At 53.4% G+C, this 17288-nt stretch carries 18 protein-coding genes; 1 reads left to right on the plus strand and 17 read right to left on the minus strand.

Annotated elements, in window-relative coordinates; all coding sequences use genetic code 11:
* Positions 1 to 16: 16 nt before the first annotated feature.
* The 8 genes from uraD to AC0YOA_RS14135 form a co-directional block, all read right to left on the minus strand.
* Positions 17 to 526, minus strand: coding sequence for a 2-oxo-4-hydroxy-4-carboxy-5-ureidoimidazoline decarboxylase (gene uraD, locus AC0YOA_RS14100; RefSeq protein ID WP_475787117.1), 510 nt, complete (start codon positions 524 to 526; stop codon positions 17 to 19).
* Positions 523 to 726 carry a hypothetical protein gene (locus AC0YOA_RS14105; RefSeq protein ID WP_475787118.1) on the minus strand — a complete coding sequence of 68 codons (204 nt, stop codon included), beginning with the start codon at positions 724 to 726 and terminating at the stop codon, positions 523 to 525. The genes uraD and AC0YOA_RS14105 overlap by 4 nt, the downstream gene beginning before the upstream one ends.
* 2 nt (positions 727 to 728) lie before the next feature.
* Positions 729 to 1235 carry a (2Fe-2S)-binding protein gene (locus AC0YOA_RS14110; RefSeq protein ID WP_475787119.1) on the minus strand — a complete coding sequence of 169 codons (507 nt, stop codon included), beginning with the start codon at positions 1233 to 1235 and terminating at the stop codon, positions 729 to 731.
* On the minus strand, positions 1232 to 3607 hold the full coding sequence (gene pucD, locus AC0YOA_RS14115) for a xanthine dehydrogenase subunit D (RefSeq protein ID WP_475787390.1): 2376 nt from the start codon (positions 3605 to 3607) through the stop codon (positions 1232 to 1234). The genes AC0YOA_RS14110 and pucD overlap by 4 nt, the downstream gene beginning before the upstream one ends.
* A gap of 56 nt (positions 3608 to 3663) precedes the next feature.
* Positions 3664 to 4620 (minus strand): FAD binding domain-containing protein, encoded by a 957-nt coding sequence (locus tag AC0YOA_RS14120; protein WP_475787120.1) that lies wholly within the window; start codon positions 4618 to 4620, stop codon positions 3664 to 3666.
* 182 nt (positions 4621 to 4802) lie between these two features.
* On the minus strand, positions 4803 to 5399 hold the full coding sequence (locus AC0YOA_RS14125; protein ID WP_475787121.1) for a nucleotidyltransferase family protein: 597 nt from the start codon (positions 5397 to 5399) through the stop codon (positions 4803 to 4805).
* A complete protein-coding gene (locus tag AC0YOA_RS14130; RefSeq protein ID WP_475787122.1) occupies positions 5347 to 6417 on the minus strand; it encodes an XdhC family protein in 1071 nt (356 codons plus the stop codon). The genes AC0YOA_RS14125 and AC0YOA_RS14130 overlap by 53 nt, the downstream gene beginning before the upstream one ends.
* A gap of 283 nt (positions 6418 to 6700) precedes the next feature.
* Positions 6701 to 8656 (minus strand): ATP-dependent DNA helicase, encoded by a 1956-nt coding sequence (locus tag AC0YOA_RS14135; RefSeq protein ID WP_475787123.1) that lies wholly within the window; start codon positions 8654 to 8656, stop codon positions 6701 to 6703.
* A gap of 192 nt (positions 8657 to 8848) precedes the next feature.
* Between AC0YOA_RS14135 and AC0YOA_RS14140 the strand changes: the two genes are divergently transcribed.
* Complete coding sequence (locus AC0YOA_RS14140; protein ID WP_475787124.1) at positions 8849 to 9493, plus strand: metal-dependent hydrolase; 645 nt, start codon at positions 8849 to 8851, stop codon at positions 9491 to 9493.
* 51 nt (positions 9494 to 9544) lie between these two features.
* Here AC0YOA_RS14140 and AC0YOA_RS14145 read toward each other — a convergent pair whose 3' ends face one another.
* The 9 genes from AC0YOA_RS14145 to AC0YOA_RS14185 form a co-directional block, all read right to left on the minus strand.
* Entirely contained in the window at positions 9545 to 10462 is a 918-nt protein-coding gene (locus AC0YOA_RS14145; protein WP_475787125.1) for an aminoglycoside phosphotransferase family protein, read from the minus strand.
* 28 nt (positions 10463 to 10490) lie between these two features.
* The gene (locus AC0YOA_RS14150; RefSeq protein ID WP_475787126.1) at positions 10491 to 11144 is read right to left on the minus strand and encodes an ABC-2 transporter permease; all 654 of its coding nucleotides are present in this window, start codon (positions 11142 to 11144) and stop codon (positions 10491 to 10493) included.
* 2 nt (positions 11145 to 11146) lie between these two features.
* Positions 11147 to 11941, minus strand: a complete 795-nt coding sequence (locus AC0YOA_RS14155) for an ABC transporter ATP-binding protein (protein WP_475787127.1) — start codon at positions 11939 to 11941, stop codon at positions 11147 to 11149.
* Between the two features lie 55 nt (positions 11942 to 11996).
* The gene (locus AC0YOA_RS14160; RefSeq protein ID WP_210040656.1) at positions 11997 to 12380 is read right to left on the minus strand and encodes a GntR family transcriptional regulator; all 384 of its coding nucleotides are present in this window, start codon (positions 12378 to 12380) and stop codon (positions 11997 to 11999) included.
* 179 nt (positions 12381 to 12559) lie between these two features.
* The gene (locus tag AC0YOA_RS14165; RefSeq protein ID WP_475787128.1) at positions 12560 to 12952 is read right to left on the minus strand and encodes a hypothetical protein; all 393 of its coding nucleotides are present in this window, start codon (positions 12950 to 12952) and stop codon (positions 12560 to 12562) included.
* Between the two features lie 78 nt (positions 12953 to 13030).
* The gene (locus AC0YOA_RS14170; RefSeq protein ID WP_475787129.1) at positions 13031 to 14314 is read right to left on the minus strand and encodes a DUF4129 domain-containing protein; all 1284 of its coding nucleotides are present in this window, start codon (positions 14312 to 14314) and stop codon (positions 13031 to 13033) included.
* Entirely contained in the window at positions 14311 to 15405 is a 1095-nt protein-coding gene (locus AC0YOA_RS14175) for a DUF58 domain-containing protein (protein ID WP_475787130.1), read from the minus strand. The genes AC0YOA_RS14170 and AC0YOA_RS14175 overlap by 4 nt, the downstream gene beginning before the upstream one ends.
* A gap of 27 nt (positions 15406 to 15432) precedes the next feature.
* On the minus strand, positions 15433 to 16398 hold the full coding sequence (locus AC0YOA_RS14180; RefSeq protein WP_475787131.1) for an AAA family ATPase: 966 nt from the start codon (positions 16396 to 16398) through the stop codon (positions 15433 to 15435).
* Between the two features lie 65 nt (positions 16399 to 16463).
* Positions 16464 to 17117, minus strand: coding sequence for a TVP38/TMEM64 family protein (locus tag AC0YOA_RS14185; RefSeq protein ID WP_475787132.1), 654 nt, complete (start codon positions 17115 to 17117; stop codon positions 16464 to 16466).
* Positions 17118 to 17288: the final 171 nt, after the last annotated feature.

The following is a 17288-nucleotide window of genomic DNA, read 5'->3' on the forward strand; positions in this document are numbered from 1 at the left end:
TGATGTTGGAGACCTGTTATTTCGCATTTTCCTCGATCAGATCATTCAGACGAAACCAGGCAATCTGGGCGATTTCCCCTAAGGCCTTGGTCCGCTCTTCTTCCTCGGTGTTCATCATCCTCGCGTTCATATCCGCAAGAATCTCCTCCTTTGCCTTCCCGCGGACCGCGAGAATATAAGGAAATCCGTATTTTTCAAAGTATTTGCCGTTTAATTCGGCGAATGCGTCATGCTCTCCTTCAGACAGCTGATTCAAGCCAGCCCCCTGCTGCTCCTTGACCGAATGCACGCTTACCTGCAGCCTCGTCGCAAGATCGGGATGCGCCTGGATCAGCGCCAGCTTCTTGCGGGACGAGGAGCCGTGTACGGCCTGCATCATCGCGTCATGAAGCTCTCTTACCGTATAGAACGGCCTGTTTCTCCATGCCGCCTCGGCCACCCATGGGGAATTCTCGAAAATATCGCCAAGCCTGCGCACGAACAGCTCACGACTGAAAGTATTTAACTGCCAGAGGGAGATTGTCATGACCGGCAACCTTCATGAACGGCATAACCGGTGCAGCTTGAGACGCTAATCTCAACATTGCCCCGTTCAGGCAGCGCCACTCCACCCTTACCTGCCAGAAATGCGCCGAAGGCTGTGCTGCCTGCGGTTATGGCCTGACTTGAACTTTCCATAATTCTGCGCAATAGAGCGCTATAATGATCTCTGTATTCTTCCGCCATTATCATTCTCCCCTTCCCATATCAATCGCGCGTTGAACGGCTCTGAGGATGCCGCCGTAGCCGGTGCATCTGCAAAGATTGCCCGATAATGCCTCTTCCACTTCCGCCGCCGTCGGCGATGGATTATCTGTGAGCAGCGCGGTCACCGATACAATCATGCCCGCCGTGCAATATCCGCATTGATAGCCGCCTTCCTCCAGAAAAGCCTGCTGAACGGGGTGCAGTCCGCCGCGGTCCAGGCCTTCGATTGTCGTGATATGCTTTCCCGAACACTGATATGCCATAGTCAGGCAGGCATTCACCGGATTGCCGTCCATCAGGACCATGCAGGCCCCGCAGCGTCCAATCTCGCAGGAGCGCTTGGTCCCGGTCAGCTGCAGATCCTCCCTGAGCACGGACAAGAGCCTTTTGGACGGATCAACCTGAAGCTCGACCTGCTTCTCATTGATCGTACAGGTCAGCGACGGTCCGGCCTGCGGTACCGTTTCCCTCCAAGACTGGCCGCTCATCTGCCGCTCACCGCCTTCCGCGCAAAGGAAGGGCGCTCCTGCAGCTCGGACGGATCGATCGGCAGTCTGGTGATCCATTTGCCGACGGCGTCATGGACGGCTGCCGTAATCGCCGGAGCCAAACCTACCGTGCCTATCTCGCCAATGCCCCTTGGTCCGTACTCGTCTCCTTCGGGAAGCTCCTCAATCGGCAGCACTTTAATGCCCCCGCGCATATCGGCCATCGTCGGGATGAGGTACGTATCCAGATTCTTCGCGAGATATTGCCCCTGATCCATCAGCGAGTTTTCGGAGAGGGTATAACCAAGCGCCATACTGCTCCCACCTTCAATCTGGCCCAGATAACCCTGCGGATTCATTACGGGACCGGCTGCAACGGCATGAAATTGATCAAGGACGCGCACCCTTCCTGTCAGTGTGTTAACCTCCACCTTCACCGCCACTGCGCCATAGGAATAGATGAAATGCGCTCCCACCCTGCCGAACGAAGATGTTGGAAAATGAAAACCGGTCTCCGCTGTGAGAGGTTCACCCGCAGTCAGGGCAAGTTCTTTATAGGTGAGGAGCAGCTCTGTAGGTGCTGGTTGAGGTAAAGGCTCAGCTGATATCCCACCGAAGCCTGCAGCATCCGAAGCGGCTCTGCCCGTACACTCCCGCTCATTCGCCTTGGCATAGATGCCGCCGGGACCGAGTGCCAGCTGATCGGACGGCAGCCCGAGCGCCTGACCCGCCGCCTCCAGCAGCTTGCCCGTGAAGAGCGGCTGCAGGTTGCGCAGCGATTTCCACATCATGCTCGTCGCCCGCGATGCGGTGCTGGAGCCGCTCCGCGGCACATGATCGGTATCGCCAATGATCAGCCTCAGGTCGCCGGGGGAGAATCCGAACTGCTCGATCAGCATCAGCTCAAGCGTGGCAAGCAGCCCCTGCCCGAACTCTTCATAGCCGAAGGCGGCCTCGATCCGTCCGTCTCCCGCAAGGGTGAGCCTTCCTCCCGCAAAGTCGGGGATGCCCACGCCAAGACCCGAGCCATGCATAATGTAAGCCGCTCCCACTCCGGTATGCAGCCAAGGCTCCCGCCTGCGCTCCGTCTCCTGCTTCTCGGCGGAATGCCTATCCCTCCAGATCGCCGCTTCCGCCATTGCTTCCCATGCCTGGCGTGCTCCGTCCGTTACGGCAATCGGCTGGCCGAAGGGACCCGGGTCAGCAGGCTCACGCAAATTTATTCGGCGCAGCTCCCAAGGATCCATGCCCGCGGACAGGGCCAACCGGTCCATCTGACCCTCCAGCGCGAAGACCGCCTGATTTCCTCCGAAGCCGCGGAATTCTCCCGACATCCCGTTATTGGTATAAACGGATATGCTTTGAATATCCGTATGCTCATAGCGGTAGGGGCCAAGCACATGCTCGGTAGCGAAATTCAGCACCTCCGCTCCAAGTGTCGCATAAGGGCCGGTATCCGCCGTTATTTGGACCTCATGCGCCATAATCCGGCCGTTCCCATCGATCCCTGTCTTCATATGGATGGACATGGGGTGGCGTTTGAGTCCGGCCCGCACCGATTCCCAGCGGGAGTTGTGAATGCGGACCGGACGCTTCGCAGCCAGTGCCAGAAGGGCGCCATACGGCTGTACATTCAGCTCGTCTTTGCCGCCGAAGGAGCCGCCGATAGGACTCGATATGACGCGAATCCCGCTCTCCGGCAGTGCGGTGATGCGCGCCAGCTGCAGCCGGTCAAGAAAACCATGCTGCGTTGGCGCATATACAATCAGACGGCCATTCTCGTCAGGAACAAACAGACCGCCTTCCGTTTCCATATAGGTGTGCATCTGCCTTGGCGTTGTATAAGTTTCCTCCACGATATGGCGGCATGCGGCAAATCCGGATGCAATATCGCCATGACTGTAACCGGTGCGATGAAGCACATTGCCATGGGCATGGAGCAGCGGGGTTTCCTCCTGGAGCGCCTGAACGGGATCCCCGATAACCGGCAGCACCTCGTAATCGACCTCAATCAATTGCAGCGCCAGCTCTGCCAGCTCTGCCGTTTCCGCTGCGACCGCTGCGACGGCATCCCCAACGTACCGGACCCGGTCCGTACAGAAGACGGGCTGGTCCTGAACGGCAATGCCGAAAGCATTCAGCCCCGGGACATCCCCGCTTGCAAGCACGGCATGAACGCCGCGCAGCTGTTTGGCTTTATCCATGCGTATTTCAATGATCATTGCATGGGGATGGGGGCTCCGCAATATACGGCCAACCAGCGTTCCCTCTGCGGTCATATCCGTCAGGTAGGCGAGCTTGCCTGTGACCTTGCCTGGACCATCCGGTCTTACCCGCCAGCGCTTGCCGCTGGCCTTGCGGTTTAACAGCATATTCTCCACCGCCTCTGTTTTGGAATCGGTTGTCAGGCAGATCACAACGGAGTACATCACCTATATCGGGTATTGCCGTTACCATTCCAGCTGCGCCAGATCCTTGCCGCAATGAGATTGGCAGCCGTTTGCTTGCGGTATGCTGCGGATGCAAAGGCATCGCCAATCGGCTGATACTCAATAAGAATCTGCTCATAAAGGCTGTCAAGAAGCTCCTCATCGACAGATCTGCCCTCCAGCAGCGTTTCAGCCGCATGCAGACGGACAGGGACCATCTGTCCCCCGCCCGCGGCAATGCGGACATCAGACAGCCGGCAGCTTCCATCCATGGCTCCGGTTAACGCCGTTGTTACCAAAGATGGCGTGAAGCTCTCCCTGCGCCCCACTTTCTCATAGGCATAAAAGTAATTTTGCGGCAGCACAACGGAGCCTTCCGTTTCCATGACGGATGGGAATGCTGTCTCCCGGATATAAGGCAGCTTGACCTGAAGCAGCAAACTGCCCATTCTGCCGCTTCCGGTTGTTGACCGCTGATTCAGCCACTCTGCAAGCGGCTCCGTAATCAGCCTGCAGCCGTCATGCCAGATCAGCTCGGCTCCATATACAAGCAGGGCTGGAAGAGAATCGCCAATCGCTGACACGATATTTCCGCCGATTGTGGCCAGGTTGCGGATCGAAGGCGCCGCAATGACGCAAGCCGCATCCTGCAGCAGGGGAAAAATTTCAGCCAGAATCGGATTTCGGCGAACAGCAGACAAGGTGGTGCATGAGCCAATTACAATGGAATCGGAGTGAATGGAGATACCTCTTATGCCGCTTACAGCGCCCAAATCAATCAAATGCTTCGGAGCCTTGGCCAGCCCCGATTCCCACTGGGTGCGAAGCAGCGTTGTGCCTGCCGCATAGACGGCCTCACCTCCGTATTTCAGCTTGAGCCTGCAGGCTTCGGCGGCATCCGCCGGCTGCCAGACCAAGGGCGGCTCCATCACATATTCTTCATCAGCCGCCATCATCGCCTCTCCTCCTTCCTCATCTTTGCTGCGGCGCATCCTTTGACCTGAAATTGATCTGATCCAGCCTTGGCCTGCTCCGGCTGGCTTGCCGTTCATGCAGGGTAGAATAAACCAATAAATCCCTCATGCAAGGGATTTATCGGGAGCTTAATATGATTGCAGCAGCTTTATATATCATCAGATTATTTCACTTTTATTTGCAGCTCCGACCAGATATTTCTCGCTCTTGCCAGCTCCTCCGGCGTATCCACATCCATAAATGCCCATCCCGCCGTATGCGGGACGATGATCCCGCGGTATTCCGGCGATTGAAAAATATGCCTAGCTCCGGCATCTCCGGTCAGCTTCTCCAGAACCGGAAACAATGACCGCCCCAGCACTGCAGGCGGGGCTGCCGCCGATACCCCCATTCCCCCCGCCACATAATCGGCATCCGGATTTTTCGCAAATACGGAAATCAGTCTTTTCAATAATGCGGCGGTAATGAATGGCTGATCCGCCAGCGCGACAACAATAGCATCCGGCTCATCGGACAGCAGCGCAGCAAGCCCGTCGCGGATGGAATGCGACATGCCCAAATGAGCATCCTTGCATGCGACAATCCGGTATTTGGCAAGCGGACTCCTGTAATCCTTCCGGTCATATAACCAAAGCAGCGGATCCTCCGGACGGACAACCACCGTCAATGAATCGAGCCCGCACTGACGCATTTCACGAAGCGCCCGGCTACCGAGTGTTATTCCGGGAGACAGCTCTAGCGACAGCTTCGTCTCTCCCATTCTTTTGCTGGAACCAGCTGCCAAATACAACCCTGCGACTCTGATTGCGAGCAGCCCCTTTCTTGACTGTTATGTCATATCCTGCCTTGACCGCGATAATTTCGGCGGCAATGCTGACGGCGATTTCCTGTGGCCCTTCGGCGCCGATAGCCAAACCTACAGGCGAATGCAAATTGGATGTGATGGCCAATCCTTCACTTAATTGATCTATCCTGGCCCGGGAACCGAGTATTCCCACATATCGCAACCGGTGCGGCAGCAGCAGCTCCAGCATTTTCCGGTCGCGCTGAAGCTGGTGGCTGCATATCACGGCATAATCTCCGCTGCCCGGATGCAGCTTTTCTATAATGGACTCCGGATTTCCCGAAGCAAATTGTACGTCCTGAAATCGTTCCTCCGTGCACAAGCCGGCCCGCCAATCCGCAACAACAACGCGGAAGCCGATTTTCCGGATCAAATGAACCATAGGAATGGAATCATCGCCAGCACCGAATATGATGACTCGCGGAGGCTGCTTGAACACGGCATCGAAGAATGGTTCAGCGTTCTCCGGAATACCGGACCTGAATGGAATTGCTGCGCCGTCCTCGGGTATTCCAGGCAAACGATACATCAGCGCGTCCCCGCTGAATCTCCGCCTCAGGCAGACATTGCCTCCGCTCTGCACTCTGGCATAGATCGCCGCCATTATGCCTCGCAGCTTGGCAAGAACCGGTTCAAGCAGAACCCGGACGGATCCGCCGCAGCCGACGCTCCCGCCCCATACCGCATCCTCACCGGCATTCAAGTTATAGTCGATGATTTCACAGCTGCCGGCTGCAAGCAGGTCATGAACCCTTTCTTTAAGATCGGATTCCAGACAGCCGGGACTGAGGCTGCCTGTCGTACGTCCATCCTGCCAGAGAATCATGGACGCGCCTGCTTTTCGATAGGCATGACCCTTCACACCAATCAACGTAACCATCACGGCAGGTTCATCGCGATGAACAATTGTCTCAAGGACGGAATAGTTATCCATGCAGCAAACCTCCTCCAAGGATCTTTTCGGACTGCGGAAGTCTTACTGTAATTAGCGAAAGCGGCAGGAAAAACGGTGTAATCCGGATGTCAGGACAAGGTAAAAGGAGAAGGGTTTGAAAAAGGAGGTTCAGCTTTTCTTTAATGTTATATTAATTAACATGATAATCCCATTTCAATAATTTTTCAATAGTTATGTTAACTTGTATAACACAAAAACAGCCCTTAATCCCTGAATCATCAGGAACTGGGCTGTCAGAAGATCAAGCACGCAACGGCATGTTTTAAAGGATCAGCTCTTTCAGGCGAATGCCTTCGGGCATGACGGACTCGATATAGGGTCTAAGCTGGTGAGAGCCGGATGCTTCTTCATACAAAATGGAGACGATGCCGGTATCCGAGCTGGTTCGGATCAAGCGTCCGATCCCCTGTCTCAGACGAAGCAGCATATAGGGCAGATCCACCTCGTGAAAAGGGTCCTTCGCGCTGCCGCGCTTGGCCATGAAGACCGGATCCTGAGGAGGAAAAGGCAGCGCCCAAATAATCACATTGGACAAGGATGGGCCCGGCACATCAAGCCCCTCCCATAAGCTGACCGCACACAGAATGCTTGCTTCATCATTCTGGAATAGGTCAATCAGCCGGCTGATTTCGCCATCCCCTTCAAACAGAAAGGTCATGCCGAACACTTCCGGATAAGTGGCGATCTCCTCTTTGAACTGCTTCAGCTCTTCTCTGGACGGGAATAAAATCAAGGCTCTGCCTTCGGTACGCTTCAACAGATGAACAGCCGCAGCCATCTTCTCTCCGAATCGGCCGCCAAAGGTCCATGAAGGCGCGAATGCCTTCATATGGGATGCATAATCATAGGGCGATGCCGCCGAGAAGGACAAATACTGCTGAATGCCCAGGCTGTCCGCCACGTAATCGAAGGAACCGTCAACCGACAAGGTGGCCGAGGAGAAGATGATCGGCATTTGCGAGTCGAACACATGCTCCTTGAGCACTTCCTTTACCGTTCTGGGCATGATGGACAGCGTCGGGCCGTCTTTGCCCTCGGTGAGCCAGCATATCAGGGAATCCGAGATGAAAAAGAGCGCCAACGCCTTCTGCATCATCTCCAGATGCTCCTCCACAATGCGCAGCTGATAATGGTTCAATACGAATAGCTCGCCTTCGAAAACCAGTTCATCCTCAATCGAGGCGAGCAGCCCCCTGAATTGGTTCACTTCATGCAGCAAAGCGTCATCCAGCAGAATCTGCTTGCGGTCCGAGCCGGGGATGACCAGACTTTTGCGCTGCAGCGCGGCGAACATTCTCTCGCTCTGAAGAATCGCATCGTCGATCAGCAGTGCAAGCGATTCCCGGATTTCATTCTGCAGCAGCCGGATAATCAATTCTTCGAACACATCATGCTTGATCTTGTAGCTGAGCGCCTTCTGGCTGGCTGATTCCAGAAGATGCCCCTCGTCAAAAACAACCGCGCAATGATCGGGCAGCAGCGGCAGCTGTCCTTCGCGTTTGCGGCCTTCGTAAGTCCACACATGCTCCATATAATAATCATGGGAGCAAATAATCAGATCCTGCGAACGGCGGTAATGATCGCGGGAAAGCGTCTGGCCGCAGCGGTGCCTTTTCTCGCAAATAAAGCAATCCTGGAAGGAATCCCAATTGATCTTGTTCCACTGCTCATCACTGAGTGTCGGATAATCCTTGCGGTCTCCATAGGAATGAAAGGTCTGCATAGCCGCAGGCGATTGGACAAATGTCGGGAGCTCCTTGGTAATGTCCTCGAACAATCCCGCTTCGTCATCTCCCACTCTGGCATGCTCAAGCTTGATCAGGCACAGGTATTGATCCGGAGACTTGCCGAGTCTCGCATCGATCGCAAGACCCAGATGCTCTACCAGCTTAGCAATATCGCCTTCCGGCTTCACCAGCTGCTCGATAAGCGACTCATCGGCACAGGCGATCACGGCTGGCTTGCGCATGTAACGCGCATAGCATACCGTATAAAGGAGATAAACAAGCGTCTTCCCCGTACCGACTCCCGCTTCCGCAAAAATCGTCTTCTTGTCGGCAAAAGCCCTCTCTAATTGAAAGGCCATATAAATCTGTTCATCTCTGACTTCAAAGCCGTGCTCCGGCAATATATCGTAAAACACATCCGCGATCCATTCGCCTGCCTGCTGAGCGAAGGAAGAGCGTGACGGGTCATATTCAAAAGGGTATCGTTCCACAGTCTGTTATCCTCCATAAGCAAAATATCATAATGCCGCGCAATAGATAATTATCACATGGCTTGCCCATAAAAACAACCTTGAATGAAATGGCTGCGCGGGGTTTGACGTAATGGAAAAAGCATGTATAATAAACAGGCAAACATACGTTTGCCTTCTATCTTATCATACACATTAGACACAGGAGGTATTATGAAAGGAACCACCCATCTTACCATCGGCGTCGCCATTGGTGCAGCCGCAGCTGCTTATTATCCTTTTACATTCAAGAATGCCGCTATTTATCTGGCTGTCGCCGCCTTCTCCGCCCTCAGTGCGGATCTCGACGGGACAAGCATGTTAAGCAGCAAGCTCGGGCAGGCGTCCAAGCTGCTTCGGAGCTTTGTATTATGGGGCAGCATCCTGCTGGCAGGAGGGCTCTCCTATATGTATTTCATGTATGACCAGATGCATCCGGAATTAGCCGTGGCATCCATAATTTTGTTCCTGCTTGGCTTCATGACCAAGGAAGGCGTGATCCGCAATGCCATGGTAAGCATAATCGGCGGCGGACTGCTCTATGCGGGCATCCGCTATGAGATGAACTGGCTTATGGGCTTCGGTTTGTTCGTGGCCTGGGTTCCATGGTTGAAGCATAGGGGGATGACCCACACGTTATGGGCGGTGTTGATCTGGGGAGCGATCAGCCGCGGGCTGGAGGCGCAGCTGCAGCTGGAAGGCATTACGATGGTCGCAACTGCCGGCTACCTCTCCCATCTGCTTGCGGACACCTTGACCCCGAGCGGGGTCAAATGGTTTTATCCGCTTTATAAGAAATCCGTCAAGCTACCGGGCTAGCAGGATGAACGCCTGTCGAGGATGCGGTTCGACAGGCGTTAGCTCCTGATTTCATTTCAATAAATCGTTGAACAGCTCTCCGCATGCCATGACTTCATGCCAATCGTCCTGGCCATCCTCTACAGACCACCAGGCAGAAAGCACACAATGGCATACTCCCCATGAGATCATCCGCTCACGGTCCAGTTTCAGATGACTGGCAAGCTGATCAATGCGCCTCTCCAGCACCTGCCCTGGCTTGTCATGCTTCATCAGATGATTGCGCAAGTAAGCAATCACTTCGAATTCGGCCTCCCCGATCAATCCCTTTGGATCGATGGCGAGCCATGGCTCCCGCTCTGCGGAGAGAATGTTCCCATGATGCAAATCTCCGTGCAGCACTCTTGTTTTCTTCATGCTGGACAGCAGCTGCGGATAGAGCGCTTCCGCCCTTGCGACAGACCGGGCCGGAAGCGGACCGGTGCCCCCGTCATAATGGCTGCGCAGCCGCTCAAGCCCCTTGGCCCAATCTGCCAGAGCGGGGAACGGGAACGGATCGCTCGCCGGCTCCGCCGTCCACAGCATCCGCATCACCTGAGCCGCAATCTCCGTCGCTTTCTCCTCTGACAGCACACTGGACAGAACGTGACCGGGCCGTAAATCCTCCAGCAGAAGCACACCTTCGGAAGCGCTGGAATCGATCAGGTTCACCATACCTCTTCCGTTATAATACCGAAGCGCCTCAATCTCGCATAAACCTTCAGCGTGAGGCACACCCAGCTTGACAACCAGCTTCATTCCATCCTTCGCCGTCGCAGGAGCTACATAGTTATAAGATAAATCCGGAAAAGGCTGATGGATCGTAATCTCCCACCGCTTCTCACAGTCTCGTATAAGCGAATCAAGCTGCCCGAGCCAGTTTATCCCTGCATCCCGGTGCACGCCGATTATGGTTTGCCGCCATTTTTCCAGTTGATCCGGCTTTGTCATGAATTGAATCATCTCCTTCCAGTTACCATCAAATATTTCTGCGGTTATAAATAAACAGCGATAACAGCCAGGAGAGCAGCAGCAAGGCCATGCATCCGGCGGCAAGCCAGATCACGGATGCCAGTGTGTCACCGGTGAGCAGTCCGGATATCCGGGATCCCAGGTTGTTTCCGGACCACTCCAGCACCCGCAGTGTAATGAGCACAAGCCCGCCTACTGTGAATAGGACAATCAGATCAAGCGTCTGCACGATGCGTGAGCCAAAAGCAAAGAAAAGCGGAAAATAGATCGAATAAAAAATCAAAAGCGCGGCAATGGTCAAAATCGTGGACTGCAGGCTGAACCAGGGCAATTCCCCTTCCGGCAGCAGGAGCGAAGCGGCTATCCGCCAAAAGCAGGTCAGCAGGAAAGCAAAGGCCATAAACATGAATACGCCCGCATACTTGGAAGTCACAATGTCAAATCTCCGCAGAGGAAATGAAGCCAGCATTCGTCCGTTATGATTCCGCTCGTCCATTTTGCTGGACACCACGATCAGAAAATGGCTGAAGATAGCTGCAGGCACAGACAGCGGCAGCCCTTCAAAAGCCCCTAGAGCAAAAAAGAATATGCCGATAAAAATAAAACCAAGGAGCAAAAACGGCTTCTGGATTCTCAGATCCTTTACAAGAAGCTGCACCATGACTACCGCACCTCCCGCGTATAAACCATAATATCATCCAGAGAAGGCTGCTCCACCATACAATGATTTTGGAGCATGAAATCGGTAGTATAACGTCCCTTGGCCAATAAGCCTTCAAAACCAAGAGCGTTTTTCTGTAAACCGATAACGTCCAGCTTCTCAGACTGCAGCAGCTCAAGCGGCCCTTTGACCAGCACATAGGAATCGAGCAAATCCTCTTTCGCGCCGCTGAACTGCAGCTTCCCTCCCTGAACATAAACAATATAGTCGGCAATCCGTTCAAGATCCGAGCTGATATGGGTCGAGAACAGTACCGAGCGTTTGCCGTCCCCGATATACTCACTCAACAGACCAAGCACCTCTCTGCGAAAAACAGGATCCAGGCCTGAAGTGGGCTCATCCATAATGAGCAGCTCCGGTTCATGGGACAAGGCAACCGCCAGGGCGAATTTGGTCCGCATTCCCTTGGACAGCTCTCGCACTTTTCTGCCTTCGGGAATGCCGAACTGCTGCATATAGCGGTGGAGTAGGGCATCGTTCCAGGTCGGGTAAAAGGCCGCCGCGATTTTCTTCATTTCATGTACCTTCAAGTGATTATAGAAAAAGTCCTCCTCATACACAAAACCGATTTTGCGTTTTATTTCCCGTTCATGCTCCTTGTACATTAAACCAAACATTCTTACCTCGCCTTGATCTGGACGGACAAGGTTCATCATCGAGCGGATTAGAGTGATCTTCCCCGCCCCGTTAGGCCCAATAAGTCCCGTAATATAACCGATCTCCACATGAAAGCTCAATTCGCTTATGCGAAATCCCCGTTTCTTTTGGAGAACTGCCTGAGTTCGACCGCCGTCATGCTTCACTCTCCTCCCCATAGAATATTTCGAATAATTGCAGGATTTCCGCTTGTTTCAAGCCCAGGCTCCGGCCTTCCGCAATCACTGCTTTTACTTTCTCCTCCAGCTGCCGGTATTTCACTTCCCTGATGGACTGCTTATTCTTCTCCGATACAAAGGTGCCCTTGCCCGATACAGATGTGACCAGACCCTCCTGCTCAAGCTCATCATAGGCGCGTTTTGTAGTGATGACGCTGATCTTCAGCGTTTGGGCAAGACTGCGGATGGACGGCAGCAGCTCTCCCTCCTTCAATAGTCCGGTTATTATTTGTTTCTTGATTTGCTCCTTGATTTGCAGGTATATCGGATCTCCGGACGTTAAGGATACCGAGAGGTTCATGTATTCACCTCGCATCTTCTGTATATATCGTATATAAACAGTATATATTAACTGCTGCTCTTGTCAATAATTCCGCAAAAAAAAACCTCTATACAACATGCTGCGGAATGCTCTTTCGAGTCGCTCCGCAACATATGCATAAAGGGTTTTCTGTCCTTAAAGCTTCGTCTTAATATTTTCTATTGAAATTGCTGCGTTCCTGATTGTTGGGAAGAAGCATTTAGATTGGACATCGTGCGCTGCACCAGCTGCTCAGCCTGCTGCAGCTGCTGGTGAATATTTTGGATTTGGCGCTTTTGGGCGTCCATTTGCATTTGCAGCTGATTCTCGGCAAGCTGCAGCTCACGGCCAATGCTTTGCAGCTCGAGCACAACCTGATTGACCTGCTGCGAGCGCCCGTCCAATCCTACGTTGCGGAGTGCCTGCTGGGCCAGGATTCTCTCCTGCTCCTGCTGACGCTGAACCTGCTCCTGAAACTGCTGATAGCTAAGCTGCTGACTATTGTTCAGCTGCCCTGGTTGACCCTGCTGGTTGTACATTCCCTGTTGGCCTTGCTGACCTTGATTATCCATAGATGCGAAACCTCCTGTTGGTCTTAACGTCCACATTTAAGGTGTCCCGCCCTATGGATATTTATGTATGAGGTCAGCTTACCGGCCGCCTTTATCCTCACGCTCCAGGATACGCTGCAGCTCCTGATCCGTAATCTTTTTGCCGCCGTAACGGACTTCGCTGTATGGCTGCGCCAAAGGTTCGGAAGGAGCCTTGCCTGCCCGCTGCTCCTGCAGTTCATTGTCCGTTTCCAGCGGCGTCAGGAAGGGCTTGAAGGAATAGCCGGCCTTTACCTGCCTTCCAAGCCTTTGCCGGTACAAATAGCGCAGCCGGGACTCATTATCCTGAAGGTCCCTGTAGCGAATGCGCGGTTCCTTCGATTTGCTGCGAAAAAGTCCGCCAAGACGGCCTGTCTTGGGAATACTTGCCACCTCATCGACGTAGCCTTGCGCCATATTAATCTTTTCCCGCCCGAAGAGCTTCAGCATCTGCTCCCGAAGCTTCTTCAACCATTCCGGCAAATGACGGAGCTTACGCAGAAGCAGATACAAGACAAAGAGTCCGACCAGCGCAACAATGCCGTACATTATATAATCAACCCAGGGAGGCAGGGATTTCGCATCACCCTGCGGCAGTGCCGGCGGCGCGGCTGGAGGCTCCGCTTGTGGCGGAGGTACATTCTCTGTTCCGCCTCCGGCAAACAGCTGTTGAAGCCAATTCCTGAAAGCATTCCACAACGCGGTAAGTGCCGCCTGGATCTGATATGTAAATACAATCAGCACTGCGATGGCCGCTATGATGCCAACAAGCATACGGTTTTGTTTGCGTACCGTCGGCTCAACGGATGGACGATCGCTTCCGGATAATGACTCGTCATTGACATAGCTGCTGTTGGAAGCAAACAGCGTCAGCATCAAGACAGCAAGACCGAAGACGATCAGCGGGATTTTATAAGACTGGAACGCCTCCGCCCGGCCAAAAAACAACGAGACAAAAAAATAAACAAAGATCCCGATGATGTAATGACGGGCCTGCAGCCTGAAGAGCCGCATGGAGACTGCCATCAGCCCGCCCCTTGAAAGACTGGCCGACAAGACGACCGCGCTGAGCGCTCCTGTCTTTGTGACACCAAACAAGAGCGCACTGCAGGCGCAGCCAATCACAATGCCGACCAACGTGATCATGAAAGGATGCTTGAAGGTAAAGAGACGATTAATGAGAAGTCCTGCCGGATAACCGAGCAAAGCCAGAATAAGCCATAGCCAGCCCGCTTCATTGCCCAGCAGGAAGGCCTGAATGAGAAAAGCCACCGGCAGGAAAAGCAGAAGCTCAACCGCGCCCTGCAGCAGCACTCTGGAGCTGTCGCGTATGTTCCCCGTCACGCTGCATCACCTGCCTGTATTGCGAGCGGCAGCCACTCGACACCATGCCCGCGGCTGCGCAGCCGCTCGACCGCAAGCTCGATCTTGTCACTCATGAAAGCCGACACAATAACCACATCGCACCGCTCGTCCATTTGCTCCTCAAGCTTGTCGATAAGCAGATAGAAGGGCGTAACACTGGCAATAGCAAGCTTCGCCATCCGCTCAAGCATATACAGCAGATGCTCGCTGCCGCTGCTCATCTCCGTTATCACGGGCAGCCCGGGTATGTCTATATCATGGCCGTTAGTGGCAAAACCTGTCTCAAGTCCCTGCTCTGTGGCGTATTGGACAAGCGCGGCTGCCAGCCTGATTCCCTGCTCGATAAGCGCCGTATTATTCACGATCTCCCACATATCTGCATGGTCTTCCACGTTGAGCAGCACCATGAGCCTGTAATCGGCGGTGAAATCCCTTCTGTGCACCTGCATCTTGCTTGACCGCGCAGTCGCATTCCAGTTAATGGACTTCAGCGAATCGCCGGCCTGGTAGTCGCGGACGCCTGTCACATAGAACGGATCCTCGACAATCCAGCGGCGTACCGAAATATCGCCCTGCCAGCTGCGCGAGGGCAGCTGGATCAGCGAGCGGTCCGCCGGCATGGGATAGACGATCAGCTCCTCCTGCAGAGTTACAGACTTCCACGACCTGAATAATCCGAACAGATCCCCGAAGGTGATGGATGCGCTTGTCAGCCGGTAGCAGCCTCTCTGCACGCACTGCACAGGATGGCGGCGGGTCAGCTGCTTGTTCCCCATCAAGCTGAACAAGCTCTTGTGGTTCTGATAGAATTGTCCATTGCTTACATCAAAGTTAAAAATATTTTCAAACTTCAACCCCGTATGTAGAATCGATTCCACCCGCATCCACGGGACCGGGAGCCATTTGCGGTTCTCCAGACGCTCAATCATCTCAATTTTGTCACCTTCAAAGCAGCTTTTTACACTAAATTCCCTCGCATAGCTCAGCCGTTTCATCCCAAACCGGCGGAAGATCCAGCCCTGTATCAGAATAACTGCAGCAGCGCTTAAAATAAACCAATGTATACCCATCGCTTGCACCTCCCACTGTGGACCGACCTATGCCCGTGTCATAAGCGGCGTATCCGACGGGACCGCAACCGTCTGCAGGAGCGATTCGACCAGCTTCTCCGCTGCTTCGGGACGAAGCCGCTGCGCGCTCCGAAGTGCGATCCGGTGAGCAAGCACCGGAATAGCCATTGCCTTCACATCATCGGGCATCACATAATCTCTGCCTTTCAATGCCGCATAAACCTGGCTGGCCTTCAGCAGCGCCTGACTGCCCCGCGGGCTGACGCCAAGCGCCGAATCCGCATGTGTTCTGGTTGCTTCGACAATGGCCATCATATAGCGAAGCATGTCCTCGCTGACCCGAACAGACGTATAGGCATTTTGTGCTTCCTGAATATCGGCCGTGCTTGCAATCGGTTTCAAAAGCTCAAGCGGATTGCCCGATATGAACCGTTTCATGATATCGATCCCTTCCTCCGAGGACGGATATCCCATTTTGACCTTGAACAGAAAACGGTCCAGCTGAGCCTCGGGCAGCGGAAATGTCCCCTGCTGCTCGATAGGATTTTGTGTGGCGATGACGAGAAAAGGGCGCTCCAGCACATGGGTCGTCCCGTCAATGCTCACCTGGCGCTCTTCCATACATTCCAGCAGGCTCGACTGCGTCCGCGGCGTTGCCCGGTTGATTTCATCAGCCAGCACGATATTGGTAAACAAGGGGCCCGGCCTGAATTCAAACTCGGAAAGCTTCTGATTATAGAAATGGATCCCGCTTAAATCGGAGGGCAGTAAATCCGGCGTGAACTGGATCCGTTTGAACGAGCAGTCAATGGATTTGGCAAGCGCTTTCGCGAGCAGCGTTTTACCAGTGCCGGGCACATCCTCGAGAAGGACATGTCCGGATGCAATGATGGCGATCAGCATTTTGTCAATAATCTCTTCTTTGCCGATAATAACCTGGCTGACGTTGTTGCGGATACGATCCGCTAATTGATGAATGGCTTCAATACTCATAGTCGAAGGTGCTCCTCTCTTCTCTCCAAAAGGTGGTATGCTCTATTATGCCACATTACAGATCCTTACAGAGGCAAATTTTTCTCTCCCTGGATGGGGCTGACGCCGGAATTGACCAATGTATGGCTCTCTTTCCGTTTGGTTCTGTATTGAACGAGCGCAAACAGGATCAACAGGACCAGGCAGAAAATGATATACGTAATGGTCAGCCATTTGATATCCGTGCCGGGCATCAATATCGTAGAGCTGATTATACCAAACAGCCAGATATGGGATAAATTTCCTAATAATGAAGACCAAATATAAGAAACAGAGCCTATTCTTGAAACAGAGGACATAAAAGATATCAGGTTATTAGGCATGATCGGCAGCGTCCGCAAAAAAATAATCGCCCAGATTCCATAACGCTGGAAGGAATTCTGCCACTTCTCATAACGTTGTATCCGCTTCGACAGCTTGCGGTCCACCCATCCGGAAATGAAATAACGGAACAAATAAAAAATCACAACGGATGCAAATGTTCCAGTCAGCCAGCTCATGACCAGCCCCGCTTCCAATCCAAGTGCGGAAATATAAAGCAAAATAAGCGTTGTAAAAGGAAAAAAACCAAGCAGCCCCTGAATGACAGCCAGCGGTAACGTAACGAGCAGGATACCATAGCCATCCAGTGACGTGACCTCAAGCAACCAGTCAATTCCATCCGAAATAAACTCTCCCATAAACCGATCGCCCCCTTTAAAGAAAACATGCTCAGAACCATAAAATCCATGTTCATAAATCTGACTATTTCCGCAGCTTCGTATACGCAAGTACTTTCTTCACTATAACACATTCCCGCTCCTTCGTTCATGCCGATCGGACTAAAGTCCTTCCGGGAATAAGATGCAAAG

The sequence above is a fragment of the Paenibacillus sp. JT22N12 genome (assembly GCF_056269365.1).

Excerpts from the sequence above, each read along its gene's own strand:
- uraD (WP_475787117.1), bottom strand. The coding sequence starts at position 526 with ATGACAATCTCCCTCTGGCAGTTAAATACTTTCAGTCGTGAGCTGTTC.
- AC0YOA_RS14105 (WP_475787118.1), bottom strand. The coding sequence starts at position 726 with ATGGCGGAAGAATACAGAGATCATTATAGCGCTCTATTGCGCAGAATT.
- AC0YOA_RS14110 (WP_475787119.1), bottom strand. The coding sequence starts at position 1,235 with ATGAGCGGCCAGTCTTGGAGGGAAACGGTACCGCAGGCCGGACCGTCG.
- pucD (WP_475787390.1), bottom strand. The coding sequence starts at position 3,607 with ATGCTGTTAAACCGCAAGGCCAGCGGCAAGCGCTGGCGGGTAAGACCG.
- AC0YOA_RS14120 (WP_475787120.1), bottom strand. The coding sequence starts at position 4,620 with ATGATGGCGGCTGATGAAGAATATGTGATGGAGCCGCCCTTGGTCTGG.
- AC0YOA_RS14125 (WP_475787121.1), bottom strand. The coding sequence starts at position 5,399 with ATGGGAGAGACGAAGCTGTCGCTAGAGCTGTCTCCCGGAATAACACTC.
- AC0YOA_RS14130 (WP_475787122.1), bottom strand. The coding sequence starts at position 6,417 with ATGGATAACTATTCCGTCCTTGAGACAATTGTTCATCGCGATGAACCT.
- AC0YOA_RS14140 (WP_475787124.1), top strand. The coding sequence starts at position 8,849 with ATGAAAGGAACCACCCATCTTACCATCGGCGTCGCCATTGGTGCAGCC.
- AC0YOA_RS14145 (WP_475787125.1), bottom strand. The coding sequence starts at position 10,462 with ATGACAAAGCCGGATCAACTGGAAAAATGGCGGCAAACCATAATCGGC.
- AC0YOA_RS14150 (WP_475787126.1), bottom strand. The coding sequence starts at position 11,144 with ATGGTGCAGCTTCTTGTAAAGGATCTGAGAATCCAGAAGCCGTTTTTG.
- AC0YOA_RS14160 (WP_210040656.1), bottom strand. The coding sequence starts at position 12,380 with ATGAACCTCTCGGTATCCTTAACGTCCGGAGATCCGATATACCTGCAA.
- AC0YOA_RS14165 (WP_475787128.1), bottom strand. The coding sequence starts at position 12,952 with ATGGATAATCAAGGTCAGCAAGGCCAACAGGGAATGTACAACCAGCAG.
- AC0YOA_RS14175 (WP_475787130.1), bottom strand. The coding sequence starts at position 15,405 with ATGGGTATACATTGGTTTATTTTAAGCGCTGCTGCAGTTATTCTGATA.
- AC0YOA_RS14180 (WP_475787131.1), bottom strand. The coding sequence starts at position 16,398 with ATGAGTATTGAAGCCATTCATCAATTAGCGGATCGTATCCGCAACAAC.
- AC0YOA_RS14185 (WP_475787132.1), bottom strand. The coding sequence starts at position 17,117 with ATGGGAGAGTTTATTTCGGATGGAATTGACTGGTTGCTTGAGGTCACG.